We start from the raw sequence: 16724 nt of genomic DNA on the forward strand, positions 1-16724 counted from the left end.
CCCGCCATCATTGCGACCATGCTGGCTTTTGCAACATTGCGAAGGGTGGAAATATCGCCTGTACCAAGGATGGCCTTCATATGTGCCTCCCCCGATGCTGCGCGGAAGGTCTTCACTTCATTATAAAGGGCCTGCCAGTTGCCAGTCAGCACATGGCCGCGGGTGATGACGATATCAATTTCCTGCGCCCCTGCCGAGACGGAGGCTTCAATCTCCTTCACCCTGAGATCGAACGGGCTGAGCCCCGCCGGAAAGCCGGTTGAGACAGCGGCGCCGGGAATGTTTGTCCCCTTTAATGCTTCTACTGCTGTTTCCACCATGCTGTGATAAACGCAGACCGCGCCGGTCGTGATAGTGCGCTCCGCCATTCCCATGGCGTTCAGAATATCCGCGCGGACGGGCTGGCGCGCCTTGGCGCAGAGACGCTTGACGCGGCCCGGCGTGTCATCGCCGCTCAACGTTGTGAGGTCTATGCAGGTCAGAGCTTTCAAAAGCCAGGCGGCCTGATATTCCTTCTTGACCGTCCGCCGACCGGGGAGGGTGGCGGCGCGGCGCTCCACCGCGCTTAAATTCACGCGAATTCTATCCAGTACATCCAGATCAAGCGGCATGCCGGGATTGCGTTCATGGCCTTCCGCGGCCGGTTTCAACGGGCTAATGGACGCCATTTTCCGTACTCCGAATATGAGCCTTTAAAAGCTCCCGTTTCAGGGTTTCCAAAAAGACGATGACAAGGCTTTCAAGATCCGCTGCGGCAATCTTCGCGCTTTCCAGCGTTTGTTCATGGCTGAGCGGGGTCTTGCTCATCCCGGCGGCGAGATTGGTGATATTGGAGATTGCCGCAACGCGCAGGCCGCAATGACGGGCGACGAGCACTTCCGGTGTTGTGGACATGCCGACGGCGTCGGGGCCCAGCGTCTTGAAAGCCCGGATCTCCGCCGGGGTTTCGAAATTGGGACCCAGATAATGCAGATAGACGCCTTCATGCAGCGTGATGCCGAGTTCCTTCGCAACGGCCGTGAGATGCTTTCGCAATGTTGGGTCATAGGCATCCTCCATCGAGAAGAAGCGCGGACCAAATTCATCATCATTCGCGTCGACCAGCGGGTTGAGGCCAGTGAAATTGATATGATCCTTGATCATCATCAGGCTGCCCGGTCCCATTTTCTTTTTAAAGCTGCCTGCTGCATTAGTGAGCAGGAGGATTTCAATGCCGAGGAGCTTTAGCATTCGCACGGGGAGCGCAAGGTCCTGCGGGTTGACACCTTCGTAGTAATGGACGCGGCCCTGCATACAGGCGACAGGCATGCCGCCAAGCCGCCCAAGAATAAGCCGCCCCGCATGTCCTTCCACCGTGGAAGTTGGGAAATCAGGAATTGTCTCGTAGTCAATGCTGGCGACCGTCTCGATCTTCTCCGCCAGATCGCCGAGGCCGGAACCGAGCACAATGCCGACACGGGGGCTGAAACCCGGCGCTGCATTCTGAACGAAGTCGGCAGCTTTATGCGGATCGAGCATCATTATCTTTCCTTAATATAGGGCTCGCCAATGGATTTTGGCGGATTGGCCTTGCCAACGAAGCCCGCGAGCAGCAATACAGTGAGTATATAGGGGAGTGCCTGGATAAACTGAACAGGAATTACGCCGACAATGGGTAATTCCACCCCTTGCAGGCGCGCCTGAACCGCATCGGTGAAGGCAAAAAGCAGGCAGGCAAACAATGTGGGAACTGGCCGCCATTTGCCGAAAATCAGCGCCGCGAGGGCAAGATAACCCTTACCCGCTGTCATATCACGAATAAAACCGGCGCCATGAGCGGTTGAAAGGTAAGACCCTGCAATGCCACATAAAAAACCGGTTACCATCAGGGCTTTATAGCGCATCCAGTCAACAGAAATGCCGGCGGTATCCACCGCATGGGGGTTTTCGCCAACGGCGCGCACGCGAAGGCCGAAGCGCGTTTTATACAGGATCCAGGCGCAGATCGGCACAGCGGCAGCGGCCAGATAGACAATGATATTATGGTTAGAAATCAGCTCCGCATAGATATAGCCAATAACCGGAATATCATGGACAGCTTCCGCAAAGGGCAGGGTGATTGATTTGAAGCGCGCATCGCCGCCAAGGTGTGGCGTCTGTCCGCCCATACTGAACCAAGCATAGCCGAGTGTCGGCGTTAGCCCGGCCACGACGATATTAATGGCCATGCCGGAGACCACTTGATTGCCCTTATGGGTGACGCAGGCATAGGCATGCAATAATGAGAGCGCGATTGACGCAAGAATACCGGCGCCAAGGCCAACCCAGGCAGAGCCCGATACGGCGGCCACAGCGGCGGCGGCGAAGGCCGCTCCCAACATTTTGCCTTCAAGGCCGATATCGACGACACCGGCACGTTCCGAAAACATACCGGCAAGCGCCGCGAGGACGAGGGGAGTGGCCACTCGAAATGTCGCATCCAGCAGGAGAATGATGATATGAAAAGTCTCCATCAGCCTGCTTCCGCCGTTTGAGTCGTCGCAAAGCGGCGATAGGCTGCCTCGATCTTTGGCCGGAACATATGTTCAAGCGCGCCTGAAAAGAGGATGATCAGCCCCTGAATGACGATGACCATTTCCTTATTGATCGATTTCATTTCGAAGGCGAGTTCCGAGCCGCCTTGGTACAGCGCCCCGAACAGAAGGGCCGCAAGGAAAATGCCGATGGGATGATTCCGTCCCATAAGAGCGACAGCAATCCCGACAAAGCCATAACCACCCGTGAAATCCAGGATAAGCCGGTGCTGCACGCCCTGAAGTTCGTTAATGCCAACAAAACCGGCGAGGGCACCGGAAATCACCATTGCAAGGATAATATTCTTCGATGGGGATATGCCGGCGTAACGGGCGGCAGTCTCATTCTGTCCAACGACCCGAATCTCATAGCCCCACCTTGTATGCCAGACTAGAAAGTAGAAACCGGCGCTCAACACAAGCGCATAGACAAAAGAGATATTGAGCGGCGTGCTCGGCATCGCAATGAAATCATGGAAATAGGGAAGCCAGGTGCTCTCGATAAAATGGCGACTTTCCGGCGATTGGCCATTTGGATCGATGAGAACTTCAACCAGCAGATAGGTCAAGATTGAGGCGGCAATAAAGTTAAACATGATCGTCGTGATCACGATATGGCTACCGCGTTTGGCCTGAAGATAGGCCGGGATATAGGCCCATGCCGCCCCGAAGATGGCCGCAGCTGTCATTGCAAACGGGATGACCAGCCAGAGCGGCAGATTGTCGAAATAGAGACAGACAAGGCTGACACCGATACCGCCAAGGGCAGCCTGCCCTTCCGCGCCGATATTAAAGAGGCCGCAATGAAAGGCGATCGCCACGGCGAGGCCGGTAAAGATGAAATTTGTCGTATAATAGAGGGTGTAGCCAACTGCCTCCGGATAGCCGAAAGCGCCATAAATCAGGACTTTCAATGCTACGATGGGACTATCGCCGATAATCAGGATCACGATCCCCGATATCAGGAGCGCCGCGAGAAGGTTGATGAAAGGGATCAGCGCGTAATTCACCCATCCCGGAATTTTAAGCGGTGCCGCAAATTTCACCGATCCTTCCGTCATCAGACTGCTTCCTTCGCGCCGGGCCGGGTTTCCCTGACGCCTGCCATCATCAGGCCAAGCCGGGTTTCCGTTGCTTCCGATGCAGCGATTTCCCCGACGATACCGCCATCGAACATGACGGCGATCCGGTCTGCGATAGACATGACCTCATCGATTTCAACCGAAACAACAAGGATCGCCTTTCCCGCATCGCGCATCATGATGAGTTGTTTATGGATAAATTCGATGGCGCCAATATCCACACCGCGCGTTGGCTGCCCGACCAACAGGACATCAGGGTTTTGTTCCATCTCCCGCGCGAGAACCAGTTTCTGTTGATTGCCGCCGGAAAAACCCGAAGCCTTGAGATATGGGTCGGGTGGCCGCACATCATATTTCTGAATATAACTCTGGCAGGTTTCGACCATGGATTTGCGATCAAGTCGTAAACCCCGGTTATATTCAGGTTTGTCGTGATAGCCGAGAATGGTGCATTCATTGGCGCTGAATGAAAGTATCAATCCAGAACGATGCCTGTCTTCCGGTACATGGCCGAGACCAATTTTACGCAAATTCCGCGCTGTGAACGCCTTGCTTCCCACGAGTTCCCGTCCTTCAAACCGGATGCTGCCCGACGTGGGGGTCAGCATTCCGCCCAAGACTTCCAGCAGCTCCGACTGACCATTGCCGGAGACCCCGGCGATGCCAAGGATTTCACCCGCCTTGAGGTCCAGATTTATGTCTTTAAGGCGGGGAACGTCATCTGCGTCCAGATAGTTGAGATTGCGGATGGAAACGAGAGTATCTTTTGGATTGGCCGGTTTCTTCTCCACTTGCAAGAGGACCGAACGGCCGACCATCCGTTCCGCAAGGGCGGCCTGATTTGTCTCGCGTGTCTTGACATGAGCAACCATCTCGCCGCGCCGCATCACCGAAACATTATCGGTAATGGCCATGATTTCCCGGAGTTTGTGGGTAATCAGGATAACGGTTTTTCCCTGCTTACGAAGGGTATCGAGGATACGAAAGAGGTGATCCGCCTCTTGCGGGGTCAATACGCCGGTTGGTTCATCGAGAATGAGAATTTCCGCGCCGCGATACAGGGCCTTCAGAATCTCAACCCGCTGTCGGAGGCCAACGGGCAGATCACCGACAATTGCATCGACATTGACCTCAAGGGCATACTCCTTCTCCAGGCGGATCAACTCATTGCGGGCCGCCGCCAGCCCTTCGGATAGTCGGTAGCCCCCCTCGACCCCGAGGATAATATTTTCGAGGACCGTGAAAGTATCCACCAGCATGAAATGTTGATGCACCATGCCGATCCCGGCCTTGATCGAGCTTTGCGGATTTTCGATGTGGCAGCTCTGGCCATTGACAAAGATGTCACCGCTATCGGCCTGATAAAAGCCATAGACAATACTCATCAATGTGGATTTTCCGGCGCCGTTTTCACCGATAATGCCGTGAATGCTACCCCGGTCCACCGACAGGGAAATATCCTTGTTCGCATGGACCGGGCCGAAGCTTTTATTGATACGGCGCAGTTCCAGCGCCGGACTTTGTTCTGACATGACTGTCAGACTTATTTGTCCATATAATTGGTAACCTTGATCTTGCCGGAAATGATGTCGGCCTTTGCCTTGTTCATGGTGGCGATCATATCTTCCGTCAGGACACCCTTGTTCCATTCATCAACGGAGAATCCAACGCCCTCTTCCTGAAGGCCAAGCACCTGGATGCCGGACTGCCATGTTCCATTCTTCGCGGACATCATTGCATTGTAAACGGCGACATCAACGCGTTTCAGCATGGATGTCAACATCGTTCCGGGATGCAGATGGTTCTGATTACTATCGACGCCGATCGCCAGCATCTTCTCATCGGCGGCGGACTGCAGAACGCCAAGCCCGGTTCCACCTGCGGCCGCAAATACAACATCTGCTCCGCGATCAAACTGGCTCTTGGCCAGTTCGCTGCCTTTGGTCGGATCGTTCCAGGCGGCGGGCGTTGTGCCTGTCATATTCTCGATTACTTCCGCCTTCGGGTTCGCATAGAGAACCCCTTCCTTATATCCCAGCGCGAATTTGCGGATCAGAGGGATATCCATACCGCCAATAAAGCCGACCTTTCCGGATTTGCTCGCCATGGCAGCGGCCATGCCGACGAGGAAAGAGCCCTGTTCTTCGCGAAACACAACGGATTGGACGTTGGGCAGATCAACAACCATATCAATGATGGTGAATTTTGTGTCCGGATGAGCCGTTGCAGCCTTTTCAACGGCGTCTGCCTGAGCAAAGCCGATGGCGACAACAATGTTCGCCCCTTTGCGAGCCATGCGTTCTGTCGCCTGTTCGCGCTCGGAAACCTTGGTGACCTCAAATTCCAGATAGTCGACGCCGGTGTCTTTCTTGAATTTCTCAACGCCGTTGAAGGCCGCCTCGTTAAAGGACTTGTCAGACTTGCCGCCCATGTCAAAGACGATTGCGGGTTTAAAATCATCAGCCACAGCCAGCCCGCTCATTGTCAGCGCGGCCGTCGCAAGAAGCCCGAGGGCAATCTTTTTCATCATAGTTGTCTCTCCCTTTTAAAACCCCACCCGTTCAATGTTCATGAACAGGGGGTCGACCTTAAATCCAAAACCAAATCAGACCGGCGGGTCAAGCTTTAAGGCCGTATTGGGCAAAGTATAGGAAGTAAATTTTCGGATCGCCATAATTTATCGCTATTTCGGTCGTCTAAATAGTGATTTTAAAAGAGAAGTCGGATATTGTCTGGCGCTAGCCTGTTTGTAATATAGGGAAGGGCAGTTACCCCATGGCCTATGATCCGCGATTTCCGAATCTTCATATCCTCGATCACCCGCTTATCGTTCATAAACTCAGTCATATGCGGAACAAGGACACGTCAACGAAAACCTTCCGCCAATTGCTCAAGGAAATAGCCCTGCTGATGGGATATGAAGTCACGCGTCATTTGCCAACCACCCATGAGAAAATTGAAACACCTATCTGCCCGATGGAGGCGCGGGTTCTGGCGGGAAAGAAATCCGCCATCGTGCCGATTTTGCGGGCTGGCCTTGGCATGGCCGATGGCTTGCTCGAACTGATGCCGTCTGCGCGGGTCGGGCATATCGGCATGTACCGTGATCCGGAGACGAAGCGCCCCGTTGAATATCTCCGGAAACTGCCAACGGCGGAAGACCGGCTGTTTATTCTGGTGGATCCGATGCTGGCGACCGGTTATTCGGCGGCGGCGGGCGTCGATGTATTGCTGGATCATAAGGTCGATCCAAAGAATATCCTTTTCATGGCGCTGGTTGCCGCCCCGGAAGGGGTGCAAGTCATGCTGGAAAATCACCCTGAAGTGACAGTCTATGTCGCGGCGCTGGATGAAAAGCTGAACGAGAAGGCCTATATCGTGCCGGGCCTCGGTGATGCGGGGGACAGGCTATACGGGACACTGTAACGGTCTCTCGTTTACCATGTTTTTGTGCAGCGCAGTAATAATTGGTAACAATGTTTGATTTGAGTGGACAGGCGACCTTTCGTACATTCAGGCTGCGAATTTATAGTAGTAACTAAAAGTGGCGGAAAATGGTCGTTTTTCAGAAAACATTGCGTAATAGTATCAGTTGTACAGGCGTTGGCTTGCATGGTGGCAAGCTGATCAATATGAAGCTGACTCCGGCTCCGGTGAACAGCGGCATTGTTTTCAAGCGAACCGATGTTGACCCCGCCGTTTCGGAAATCCCGGCGCAATATGATACCGTAACCGATCTTAAGATGTGCACCACCGTTGAAAATGGCGCGCATATTAAAGTCGCCACCGTCGAGCATTTGATGGCGGCTCTTTCCGGTTGTGGCATTGATAATGTCGTTGTTGAACTGGACGGTCCCGAAGTGCCAGTGATGGATGGTTCTTCCGCACCCTTCGTCTTTCTTGTTGAATGCGCGGATGTGATCGAGCAAGAGGCCCCGCGCCGTTATATAAAGGTGTTGAAGGAAGTGGAGGTGAGTGAGGGTGCCGCGAAAGCAAGCCTCTCGCCAGCTGATAACATTTCCGTCTCCTTCGAGATTGATTTCGAAAACCCGCGTATTGGCAAGCAGAATTGCCGCTTCAGCCTGCGTAACGGCACCTTCAAGAATGAGCTTTCCCGCGCGCGGACCTTCGGCTTTCTGGGGGAGTTTGAGCAACTCAAAAAGCTAGGCCTAGCCAAGGGCGGCTCCCTCGATAATGCAATCGTGCTGAGCGGTCCGGACATTCTGAATGAAGAAGGCTTGCGATATGACGATGAGTTCGTGCGTCATAAGGCCTTGGATGCGATTGGCGATCTTTATCTGGCCGGCGCGCCGATCATTGGCGAGTTTTATGGACTTCGCTCAGGGCATGCGCTGAACAACAAGCTTTTGCATGCCTTCCTCTCTGATAAGGATGCATGGTGCTATACGACGGAAGCGCCGGTCCGCATTGGTAATGTCGGCGGGGCCCACTGGCCAACCCAGAAAGCAGCGGCGCCTGCCACGGACTGATTGTCCCCGGTCACAATCGCACGTTCATTTTTATAATATTTGGAAGTAAAAAGGCGCGGATATGGATTCCGCGCCTATATTTGTGTCGGTATGTTCGGTTAGGCGGATTTACGCCGTCTTTCCTTGCCTGCCAGACTTTTGATCAGGCCGCTGACTGCCGATCTCACTGCCGGTTCGTCAATATCGCCATAATTGCGCACCAGCTCAATGGTCGAGCGGTTCTTGCCGCCATGTTCCAGAGGGATGCTTGTGGTTGATGGCTCGAGATTTTCGAAAAAATAGGCAACGTCTACTTCCAGCCGTTTGGCTATTTCATACAATCTGCCCGCGCTGACACGGTTTGCGCCTGTTTCGTATTTCTGAACTTGCTGATATGAAATATCCAGCGCCTTTGCCAGATGTTCCTGGGTTAAACCCATCATAGTTCTTCTCTCACGAATCCGCTCACCGACATGATCGTCGACTCTTTTCGCGACTTTACCCATTGTTGGTTGGTACCTTTCTTAGAGATCAAATTATTTTTTTAGTTGTGTTACTAACAAGGGCGACGCCACGGGTTCAACGAAATTATTATATTTTTATAGGAGAAAATTGAATCGCCGCTCCACCCTTATAGGTAATGTATCACATACCAACAAAAAAAGAAAATACATAAAATCTAACAATAATTTGATAAATTTTTTTTATCAACTCGTAAACTAATGTTGCTTTTTATTACTATTTTAAAATATAGAATTGTGAAGTCGTCAGATTCATAATATTCGAACTATCGTAATTCGAGGGTTGCATATTGGGCATGCAAGAAATCTGAAACCATAACTTCCCCTCGGCGAGTTGATTGGATAAAATGCCCCAGCATTCGAGTATATTCGGCGATGAGCCAAGAGGGACAAGTTGCAAAATCATTTCTATCCAAGCATTGGCAGAGTGCTGGGCGGTTTCCTGCTTTTGATATTGATTGCCGGTTGCAGTTCAGACGAACCGGAAGCCTATGTGGAACGACCGGTACAGCAATTGTATAATCAGGCTCTCGCAGATCTGAATAGTGAGAACTATTTTGAAGCGGCGCAAGGCTTCGACGAGGTGGAGCGACAGCATCCTTATTCCGTCTGGTCGACCAAGGCACAGATTATGTCGGCCTTCGCCTATTATCAAAGTAACGAATACGACCAGGCGATTTTGGCAGCGGAGCGATTTATCGAATTGCATCCAGGCAACAAGGATGTCGCCTACGCCTATTATCTCGTCGCGATTTCTTATTATGAGCAAATCACCGGGGTGGAGCGCGACCAGAAGGTGACCCGTCAGGCGCTTGACGCCCTGCAAAATCTTGTGCGCCGCTTTCCCAACACAGAATATGCGCAAGACGCCCGGCTCAAGATCGACCTGACCCGGGACCATCTGGCGGGTAAGGAAATGGCTATTGGCCGCTATTATCTCGGACAAAAATACATGATCGGAGCAATCAACCGCTTTCGGATTGTTGTCGAGCAATATCAAACCACAACCCATGCCCCGGAGGCGCTTCACCGCTTGACGGAAGCCTATTTGACCCTGGGTATCACGGAGGAGGCGCAAACGGCGGCGGCTGTCCTTGGCTATAACTTCCCGGGCAGCGAATGGTATCAGGATTCATATGCGCTTCTGGATGAGAATTATCTGAAACCGGAAGCGAATGAGGACTCCTGGATCGTCAAGGCCTGGAAATCAGTGTTTTAGCCGTCGGTCCGACATGCTGGAAAAACTCTCCATCCGCAATATCGTTCTGATCGACAAGCTGGACCTCTCCTTCGAAAATGGACTTTGTGTCCTCACCGGGGAGACTGGAGCGGGTAAATCAATATTGCTCGACAGTCTCGCGTTGGCGCTTGGCGTCCGGGCGGATGCGGGTCTGGTCCGCGCCGGAACGGATCAGGGCTCAGTCACCGCAGAGTTCTCTCTTGCCCCGTCGCACCCCGTCTTCGCCGCGATGGAGGATATCGAGCTGGAGCCGGGAGAGCCGCTTATTCTTCGTCGGACGCTGGGGTCGGATGGACGCAGCCGGGCCAGCATTAATGATCAGGGTGTGAGCGCCGGATTGCTCCGAACCGTCGGAGAGTCCCTTGTTGAAATTCATGGCCAGAATGCGGAACGCGGACTCTTGGATGCGCGCGGACATCGTGCTCTGCTGGATCAATATGCGCGCTTGGAAAAAGAAGTCGTTGCCGTCGGCCGCCTGTATGAAACCCTCCAGATGGCAACCGAAAATCTTGAGCGGGCCTTGCGTGAGATTGAGCAGGCCCGCGTCGATGAGGAATATCTCCGTCACATGGTCGAGGAACTGACCGATCTGGCACCGGAAGAGGGAGAGGAGGAGGCGCTTTCCGTGCAACGATCTAACCTGATGCATGCCGAGAAAATTGCAGAAGCGCTGCGCGATGCGGAAAAGGCGCTGGCCGAGCATGGCGGGGTTGAAAACCGGATCAGGTCGGCGACCCGTGCGGTTGAGCGCGTTATTGAAAAGGCGTCGGGCAAGCTCGACCCCGTGCTGGAAAGTCTGGAGCGAGCCGCCATCGAAATGGCAGAGGCGCAGATGGTGATCAATTCCGTCGCCGGTGATCTTGATATGGATCCTGCCGGGCTTGAGGTGGTTGAAGAACGGTTGTTTGCGCTTCGGGCGGCGGCACGCAAACATAAATGCGAAGTGGTGGACCTGCCGAAATTACTTCAAAGATTCGCCGCCCGCTTGCATGCGCTGGAGGCTGGGGATCGGGAGATCGCAAGTCTTCGTGCGGCCGCGACTGAAGCTCGTGAAAAATATGCGACGGCGGCAAAAGCTCTCAGCCGGAAACGGAAAACCGCCGCATCTGAGATGGACAAGGCCGTTATGGCGGAACTGGAACCGCTAAAACTTGGGGCGGCGAAATTCACAACCAACGTAAGCGAGTTGCCGGATGAGAATTGGGGCCCTTATGGCCTTGACAAGGTGGCCTTCCTTATCGCGACCAACCCGGGGAGTGCGGCGGGGCCGTTGATCAAGATTGCCTCCGGCGGGGAGCTGTCGCGCTTTATGCTGGCGCTTAAAGTTGTGCTGGCGCAGGCCGGCTCCGCCCCAACGCTGATTTTTGACGAGGTGGATCGCGGTGTTGGCGGGGCGACTGCCGATGCAGTGGGAGATCGGCTCCGCCGCCTTGCCGAGGATCTGCAAGTCCTCGTCGTCACTCATTCGCCGCAGGTTGCCGCCGCAGGAGAGGCGCATTGGAATATCCGAAAATCCGAGGTAAACGATGTCACGGTTACATCTGTCGACCGGCTGGGTCCGGCGGAACGAACGGAGGAAATTGCCCGAATGCTTTCCGGCGCCAGCATCACCGAGGAAGCCCGCGCGGCCGCTCTCAGCCTTATTGAAGGATAGTCATTGTGGATATTCAAAATCTAACGGCGGAAGAAGCAAAGGCCGAACATGACAGGCTGGTCGAGTCAATAAGGGACCATGACGTCGCCTATTATTCTGAAGATGCGCCAGTGGTTTCCGATGCGGAATATGACCGCCTGCGTCAGGACCTGCTCGCGATTGAGGCCCGGTTTCCGGAGCTGATCAGAGAGGACAGCCCGTCGCAAAGCGTTGGTGTCACCCCGGCGAAGGGTTTTGGCAAGGTCCGGCACAAGGTTCCCATGCTTTCCCTCGATAATGCGTTCAGCAATGACGAACTCAGGGAGTTTGAAGGCAGGGTCCGCCGGTTTCTGGGTCTGGAGGCGAGTGAGGATGTTTCCTTCTTTGCGGAGCCTAAAATTGACGGGCTTTCCGCCAGCCTGCGGTATGAAAATGGAAAATTCCTGCAGGGCGCAACGCGCGGCGATGGTCAGGAAGGGGAGGACATTACCGCTAACCTGCGGGGCGTCACGGACCTGCCGCTGGAGCTATCCGGCGCCCAAACAGAGGTTCCGGGTATCTTCGAGATACGCGGTGAAGTCTATATATCGAAATCCGACTTCCTCGCCCTAAATACAGCACAGGCAGAAAACGGTGGGAAGATATTCGCGAACCCGAGAAACGCGGCGGCAGGAAGCCTACGCCAGCTTGATTACGAGATTACCAAATCTCGCAATCTGCGCTTCTTTGCCTATGCCTGGGGAGAGGTAAGCAGCATTCCCGGCGCAACGCAGTCGGAAGTGCTGGCTGCGTTCAAGGGTTGGGGCTTTTCCGTCAATCCGCTGTCCCAGGTTTGCGCCAATATGGAAGAGGCGATTGATGCTTACCGCAAGATAGAGGAACTCCGCGCGACGCTGGACTATGATATCGACGGCGTTGTGTTCAAGGTTAACCGGCTCGACTGGCAGGACCGCCTCGGTTTCGTTAGCCGCAGCCCGCGTTGGGCGATTGCGCATAAATTCCCGGCGGAGCAGGCGACCACCATCATAGAAGATATCGAAATTCAGGTTGGCCGAACCGGCGCGCTCACGCCTGTTGCGCGGCTTCATCCGGTCACCGTCGGCGGTGTCGTCGTTTCCAACGCGACACTTCATAACGAGGATGAGATAAAGCGTAAAGATGTTCGCAAGGGCGATACCGTGGTTATTCAACGCGCGGGCGATGTGATCCCGCAGGTCGTCGAGGTTGTCCTCGACAAGCGGCCGGATGACAGCGCAGCTTACGAATTCCCGACCACCTGCCCGATCTGCGGTAGTCATGCGGTTAAGGAAATCAATGAAAGCACAGGCAAAGAAGATGCTATCCGTCGTTGCACTGGTGGTCTGATCTGCCGTGCACAGGCCGTTGAACGGCTCAAGCATTTTGTCTCCCGCAATGCGTTTGACATAGAGGGGCTTGGCGCGAAGCTGATAGAATCTTTTTATGAGGATGGCTTGATCCGCAGCCCCGCCGATATTTTCACGCTGGAAAAGCGCGATGCGGCGCCTGGAAATCTGCAGCGGATCAAGAACCGGGAAGGGTTCGGGGAGAAAGCGACGCGTAATCTGTTCGATGCGATTAACGACCGGCGGGAGATTTCCCTTGACCGTTTTATCTATGCCTTGGGTATTCGCCATATTGGGCAGGGGAACGCGCGGCTGCTGGCCAAAAATTACCTGAGCTTAGCGAGTTTGCGGGAGCGTCTCAGTGAGATGGGAGAAAACGCCGGGGAAGTCTATAGCGAGCTTTTGAACATCGATGGTATTGGTGCTGCGGTTGCCGATGCCGTGACCGAATTTTTCCACGAGGAGCGAAATCAGGCCATTCTTGATGACCTGCTGAGTGAAATATCGGTTGTCGATTTCGAGGCCCCCGCACAGGATAGCGCCGTTGCGGGCAAAACTGTCGTCTTTACCGGCTCGCTGGAATTGATGAGCCGACAGGAGATGAAGGCGAAAGCGGAGGGGCTTGGTGCGAAGGTCAGCGGGTCCATTTCGGCCAAGACGGACTATCTCGTCGCCGGGGCAAAGGCCGGATCGAAGCTCAAGAAGGCAACAGATCTGGGCGTCACCGTCCTAACCGAGCAGGAATGGCTGGATTTGATTGGCGGCTAAACTGGTGCAGTCCTATAGCGGCGCTGTTGCCTGCTGAAGCCATTCTGCGGTCTCTCCCTCAACTTGGGGTTCAAGCTTTTCCTGGACCTCAAAATGATAGCTGTTCAGCCAGGCAATTTCGGCATCGGTCAGCAGGCTCTTCTCAATGAGCGCTTTGTCAATCGGCGCGAAAGTCAGCGTTTCAAAGCCGTAGGTCACACGCTCTGCCCCTTCCGGCGGCGTTACTTCCCGGACCGTCACCAGATTCTCGATCCTGATCCCGTAAGCGCCGGTTTTATAGTAGCCGGGCTCGTTGGAAATGATCATCCCCGGCACGAGCGCGACAGCGCTTGGCATTTTGGATATCCGCTGCGGCCCCTCATGAACGGAGAGATAGCTGCCGACGCCATGGCCGGTGCCATGATCGTAGTCAAGCCCCGCAGACCAGAGCGGCGCACGGGCGAGGGTGTCAAGCTGGCTTCCCGTCGTTCCCTTTGGAAAAATCGCGGTTGCAAGCGCGATATGCCCTTTCAGGACCAGCGTAAAGCGATTGCGCATCTCGGCACTTGGTTCGCCAATGGCTATGGTCCGGGTGATGTCGGTTGTTCCGTCCAGATACTGCGCGCCGCTGTCCACGAGATAGAGCGAGCCCGTCTCCAGCGGGCGGTTCGATGCCTCGCTCGCCCGATAATGGACAATGGCGCCGTTTGGTCCGGCGCCGGAGATGGTATTAAAGCTGAGGTCGCGAAAATTCTCTCCGCTCGCCCGAAAGGAGCGGAGTTTGGCTTCCGCCGATAGCTCATCGACAGTACCAGCCGGTCCATTAACGGATAGCCAGTGCAGAAATTTCGCAACTGCGGCTCCATCGCGAATATGCGCGCGCCGTGATCCATCCACCTCCACCGCATTCTTTGTTGCTTTCGGCAGCAGGCAGAGGTCTTCCGCGCGGGTGATCTCCGCCTTCGCCTCGGTCAGCTGATCGACAATGTACTGGCTGGTGACAGTTGGGTCGATCTGCACCTTCTTCCCGGATAGGGCCTGCAGTGCCTGTTCAAATTCCGCAGGAGGATGCAGCCGCACCATGTTCCCTAGATGCTCCCGCAAGGTCGGGGCGAATTTCACTTCATCCATGAACAGATCGACCGTTGCGTCCTGATGGGTGATGGCAAATCCCAGGGCGAAGGGCGTGCAGGGAAGGTCCGCACCGCGGATATTGAGCAGCCATGCGATGACATCCGGCAGCGTATGGACGATGGCATCGCCTTGCTTCTCCGCGAGCTTTGCGGCAATGCGGTTCCGCTTGCTGGCGGCGCTTTCCCCGGCGAAGCGTTCCTCCTGTGGCTGGACAAGGGCGAGAGGGGCAGGGGGGCGATCTTCCCATACCCGGTCGATCAGATTTTCGGACACCGATTTCAACTGGACGCCTAGCCCTGCCGTGATTTTCTTGAGCGACGCCATATTGTTTTCGGTATGCAGCCAGGGATCAACGGCGAGTGTCTCGCCCGCGCTCAAATTTTCGGCAAGCCAGGCGCTCATCGGTTCTTCACTGACATGCCGGGGTGTGAAGAGGGTGGTATCGACTTCGTTGCGGACTTGCAGGGTATAGCGTCCATCGACAAAGATTGCCGCCCTGTCCTTCAAGATTGCGGCAAAACCCGCCGAGCCTGTAAATCCGGTCAGCCATTTCAGTCGTTCTGCCGCTGCCGGTGCCGCCTCTCCATGAAATTCATCATTGAGCGGGACAATAAAGCCATCAACTTTCTCTGCCGCCATTTCTGCGCGCAGCTTTTGTAGCCGATCCTTTGAAGCGCCGGGATTGAGGACAATGGAGCGGATGTTCCGGCGGAGCTCTTCCTTGATCTTTTCCAGTTTCTGCGCGGTATTTTGGTCAAGTTTCGGGAAAAGTTGCTCAAGCAGCATATTTTCACCGGCGCGCGCAGGTGCGGCAGCGGCAGCCCGTAAAATATTAACGGCCTCCCTTTTGTCTTGATCGGGCAGCAGTGCGGCGACGGCATGTTCTAACTTGGCAGTTTCCATGAGGTTTGTCCTGAAATATGGCAACCTCCTGTAAATATAGAGGTTCTAATCAGAAATATGGCGCTTTTTTAGCATAAGTGCAACGAGAGCTATGCATTTTTTGCAAGGCACCATTTCGATCTTTGCGGGCAAAATTGTGATGTAAGTCATTGTTATTTAATGAATGCAGTGCAATATATCGCTCATCAAGATTGCTTGGTAAGGAAAGTGAAATGTTTTCAAGAAACGCAAAATACGGTGATGCACTACAGTTGCAATATGGTCCGGTAATGGGCGTCCGGTTTGATGCCATGTCGGTTAATCGGCACTTTGGCCTTTCGGGTCTGCTGCAGTCACTGCGAAAACGTATCCGCCTAGCCACGGAACAAAATACTGCGGTTGTTGACTTGGTTGCAAGCCCCCTTGGGAAGGCGGTCAACGACGGTCATGAAATTACCGGGAAAGCAGTGAATGAAAACTGTTTTTACCCAACAAATAAAAGCAATAAGCGTTGAAAATTTACCCGCTTGGTCGGGTTACTGAAACTGAAGGAGTAGCAAAATGATTAGCTATGGCAAACAAGAGATTGAGGCGCTCGCAATGATCGAGCCTGTAAACACGAACACTACTTATATCGACACGGAAACATACGTCAAAAAGGCGCATGAGTTGAGAAGTCTATTCATTGCCGAGAAGCTGTCGAACCTATATCAGGCGACCGTTGGCAAATATCTGAAGAATCGCGAGCTTGCGGCAGCCAAAACTGCCCTTTATGGCATGTCTGATCGCGAACTGCAGGATATTGGTATTACCCGGGGCGACATTGACCGGGCTGTTGAAGGAAAAAGTGAGATGGAAACAACCAAGAAAAAAGGCTTCTGGGCATCCCTGGCAACCAGGTTTATGGAAGCACAGACCTCTCGGGCGGCATATGTCCATTTGATGGCGATGAACTCTCGCGAGCTTGCGGACATCGGTCTGACAAGAGGCGACATTGAAACGGCTGTCAGAGGTGATCGTGTATACCGCGCGAATGATAACCTTGATCGGCCAAGCAACACCAACGATCACCGCAAAGCGGGTTGATCGTTCGCAGCCGA

The 16724-nt window shown here is 54.2% G+C and carries 15 protein-coding genes; 7 read left to right on the forward strand and 8 right to left on the reverse strand.

Features of this window, described 5'->3' with window-relative positions; all coding sequences use genetic code 11:
* The 6 genes from P1U71_RS09540 to P1U71_RS09565 form a co-directional block, all read right to left on the reverse strand.
* Positions 1–668 (reverse strand): hypothetical protein (locus tag P1U71_RS09540; RefSeq protein ID WP_301105362.1); only part of this gene is annotated, 668 nt, incomplete at its 3' end.
* Complete coding sequence (locus P1U71_RS09545) at positions 655–1521, reverse strand: purine-nucleoside phosphorylase (RefSeq protein WP_301105363.1); 867 nt, start codon at positions 1519–1521, stop codon at positions 655–657. The genes P1U71_RS09545 and P1U71_RS09540, both read right to left, overlap by 14 nt.
* Positions 1521–2492, reverse strand: a complete 972-nt coding sequence (locus P1U71_RS09550; protein WP_301105364.1) for an ABC transporter permease — start codon at positions 2490–2492, stop codon at positions 1521–1523. Before P1U71_RS09550 ends, P1U71_RS09545 begins: the two co-directional genes overlap by 1 nt.
* On the reverse strand, positions 2492–3613 hold the full coding sequence (locus tag P1U71_RS09555) for an ABC transporter permease (protein ID WP_301105365.1): 1122 nt from the start codon (positions 3611–3613) through the stop codon (positions 2492–2494). The genes P1U71_RS09550 and P1U71_RS09555 overlap by 1 nt, the downstream gene beginning before the upstream one ends.
* Positions 3613–5166, reverse strand: coding sequence for an ABC transporter ATP-binding protein (locus tag P1U71_RS09560; RefSeq protein WP_301105366.1), 1554 nt, complete (start codon positions 5164–5166; stop codon positions 3613–3615). The genes P1U71_RS09555 and P1U71_RS09560 overlap by 1 nt, the downstream gene beginning before the upstream one ends.
* 11 nt (positions 5167–5177) lie before the next feature.
* Positions 5178–6161 carry a BMP family protein gene (locus P1U71_RS09565; RefSeq protein ID WP_367281164.1) on the reverse strand — a complete coding sequence of 328 codons (984 nt, stop codon included), beginning with the start codon at positions 6159–6161 and terminating at the stop codon, positions 5178–5180.
* A 248-nt stretch (positions 6162–6409) separates the two neighbouring features.
* Here P1U71_RS09565 and upp point away from each other — a divergent pair, with 248 nt between their 5' ends.
* The gene (upp, locus tag P1U71_RS09570) at positions 6410–7060 is read left to right on the forward strand and encodes a uracil phosphoribosyltransferase (protein ID WP_301105368.1); all 651 of its coding nucleotides are present in this window, start codon (positions 6410–6412) and stop codon (positions 7058–7060) included.
* A 128-nt stretch (positions 7061–7188) separates the two neighbouring features.
* Positions 7189–8124 (forward strand): UDP-3-O-acyl-N-acetylglucosamine deacetylase, encoded by a 936-nt coding sequence (gene lpxC, locus P1U71_RS09575; RefSeq protein ID WP_301105369.1) that lies wholly within the window; start codon positions 7189–7191, stop codon positions 8122–8124.
* A gap of 98 nt (positions 8125–8222) precedes the next feature.
* Here the strand turns inward: lpxC and P1U71_RS09580 are convergent, their stop codons facing one another.
* Entirely contained in the window at positions 8223–8609 is a 387-nt protein-coding gene (locus P1U71_RS09580) for a helix-turn-helix domain-containing protein (RefSeq protein WP_227949548.1), read from the reverse strand.
* Positions 8610–9042: 433 nt separating this feature from the next.
* On the opposite strand from P1U71_RS09580, the gene P1U71_RS09585 reads away from it, so the two are divergent.
* The 3 genes from P1U71_RS09585 to ligA are packed head-to-tail and all read left to right on the forward strand — an operon-like array spanning position 9043 to position 13629.
* Positions 9043–9843: an outer membrane protein assembly factor BamD gene (locus P1U71_RS09585; protein ID WP_367281165.1), complete on the forward strand. Its 801-nt coding sequence runs from the start codon at positions 9043–9045 to the stop codon at positions 9841–9843.
* 13 nt (positions 9844–9856) lie between these two features.
* Positions 9857–11518, forward strand: coding sequence for a DNA repair protein RecN (gene recN / locus P1U71_RS09590; RefSeq protein WP_301105371.1), 1662 nt, complete (start codon positions 9857–9859; stop codon positions 11516–11518).
* Positions 11519–11523: 5 nt separating this feature from the next.
* Complete coding sequence (ligA, locus tag P1U71_RS09595) at positions 11524–13629, forward strand: NAD-dependent DNA ligase LigA (protein ID WP_301105372.1); 2106 nt, start codon at positions 11524–11526, stop codon at positions 13627–13629.
* A gap of 12 nt (positions 13630–13641) precedes the next feature.
* Here ligA and P1U71_RS09600 read toward each other — a convergent pair whose 3' ends face one another.
* Complete coding sequence (locus P1U71_RS09600; protein WP_301105373.1) at positions 13642–15645, reverse strand: aminopeptidase P family protein; 2004 nt, start codon at positions 15643–15645, stop codon at positions 13642–13644.
* A 212-nt stretch (positions 15646–15857) separates the two neighbouring features.
* Between P1U71_RS09600 and P1U71_RS09605 the strand changes: the two genes are divergently transcribed.
* Complete coding sequence (locus tag P1U71_RS09605) at positions 15858–16139, forward strand: hypothetical protein (RefSeq protein ID WP_301105374.1); 282 nt, start codon at positions 15858–15860, stop codon at positions 16137–16139.
* A gap of 46 nt (positions 16140–16185) precedes the next feature.
* A complete protein-coding gene (locus P1U71_RS09610) occupies positions 16186–16710 on the forward strand; it encodes a DUF1127 domain-containing protein (protein ID WP_301105375.1) in 525 nt (174 codons plus the stop codon).
* Positions 16711–16724: the final 14 nt, after the last annotated feature.

The organism is Sneathiella sp., from assembly GCF_029233945.1.
In the GTDB taxonomy this organism is placed as follows: Bacteria; Pseudomonadota; Alphaproteobacteria; order Sneathiellales; family Sneathiellaceae; genus Sneathiella.

What these genes read in the sequence shown, in the direction of transcription:
- P1U71_RS09545 (WP_301105363.1), bottom strand. Translation starts at nt 1,521, where the DNA reads ATGATGCTCGATCCGCATAAAGCTGCCGACTTCGTTCAGAATGCAGCG.
- P1U71_RS09550 (WP_301105364.1), bottom strand. Translation starts at nt 2,492, where the DNA reads ATGGAGACTTTTCATATCATCATTCTCCTGCTGGATGCGACATTTCGA.
- P1U71_RS09555 (WP_301105365.1), bottom strand. Translation starts at nt 3,613, where the DNA reads ATGACGGAAGGATCGGTGAAATTTGCGGCACCGCTTAAAATTCCGGGA.
- P1U71_RS09560 (WP_301105366.1), bottom strand. Translation starts at nt 5,166, where the DNA reads ATGTCAGAACAAAGTCCGGCGCTGGAACTGCGCCGTATCAATAAAAGC.
- P1U71_RS09565 (WP_367281164.1), bottom strand. Translation starts at nt 6,161, where the DNA reads ATGAAAAAGATTGCCCTCGGGCTTCTTGCGACGGCCGCGCTGACAATG.
- upp (WP_301105368.1), top strand. Translation starts at nt 6,410, where the DNA reads ATGGCCTATGATCCGCGATTTCCGAATCTTCATATCCTCGATCACCCG.
- lpxC (WP_301105369.1), top strand. Translation starts at nt 7,189, where the DNA reads ATGGTCGTTTTTCAGAAAACATTGCGTAATAGTATCAGTTGTACAGGC.
- P1U71_RS09580 (WP_227949548.1), bottom strand. Translation starts at nt 8,609, where the DNA reads ATGGGTAAAGTCGCGAAAAGAGTCGACGATCATGTCGGTGAGCGGATT.
- recN (WP_301105371.1), top strand. Translation starts at nt 9,857, where the DNA reads ATGCTGGAAAAACTCTCCATCCGCAATATCGTTCTGATCGACAAGCTG.
- P1U71_RS09600 (WP_301105373.1), bottom strand. Translation starts at nt 15,645, where the DNA reads ATGGAAACTGCCAAGTTAGAACATGCCGTCGCCGCACTGCTGCCCGAT.
- P1U71_RS09605 (WP_301105374.1), top strand. Translation starts at nt 15,858, where the DNA reads ATGTTTTCAAGAAACGCAAAATACGGTGATGCACTACAGTTGCAATAT.
- P1U71_RS09610 (WP_301105375.1), top strand. Translation starts at nt 16,186, where the DNA reads ATGATTAGCTATGGCAAACAAGAGATTGAGGCGCTCGCAATGATCGAG.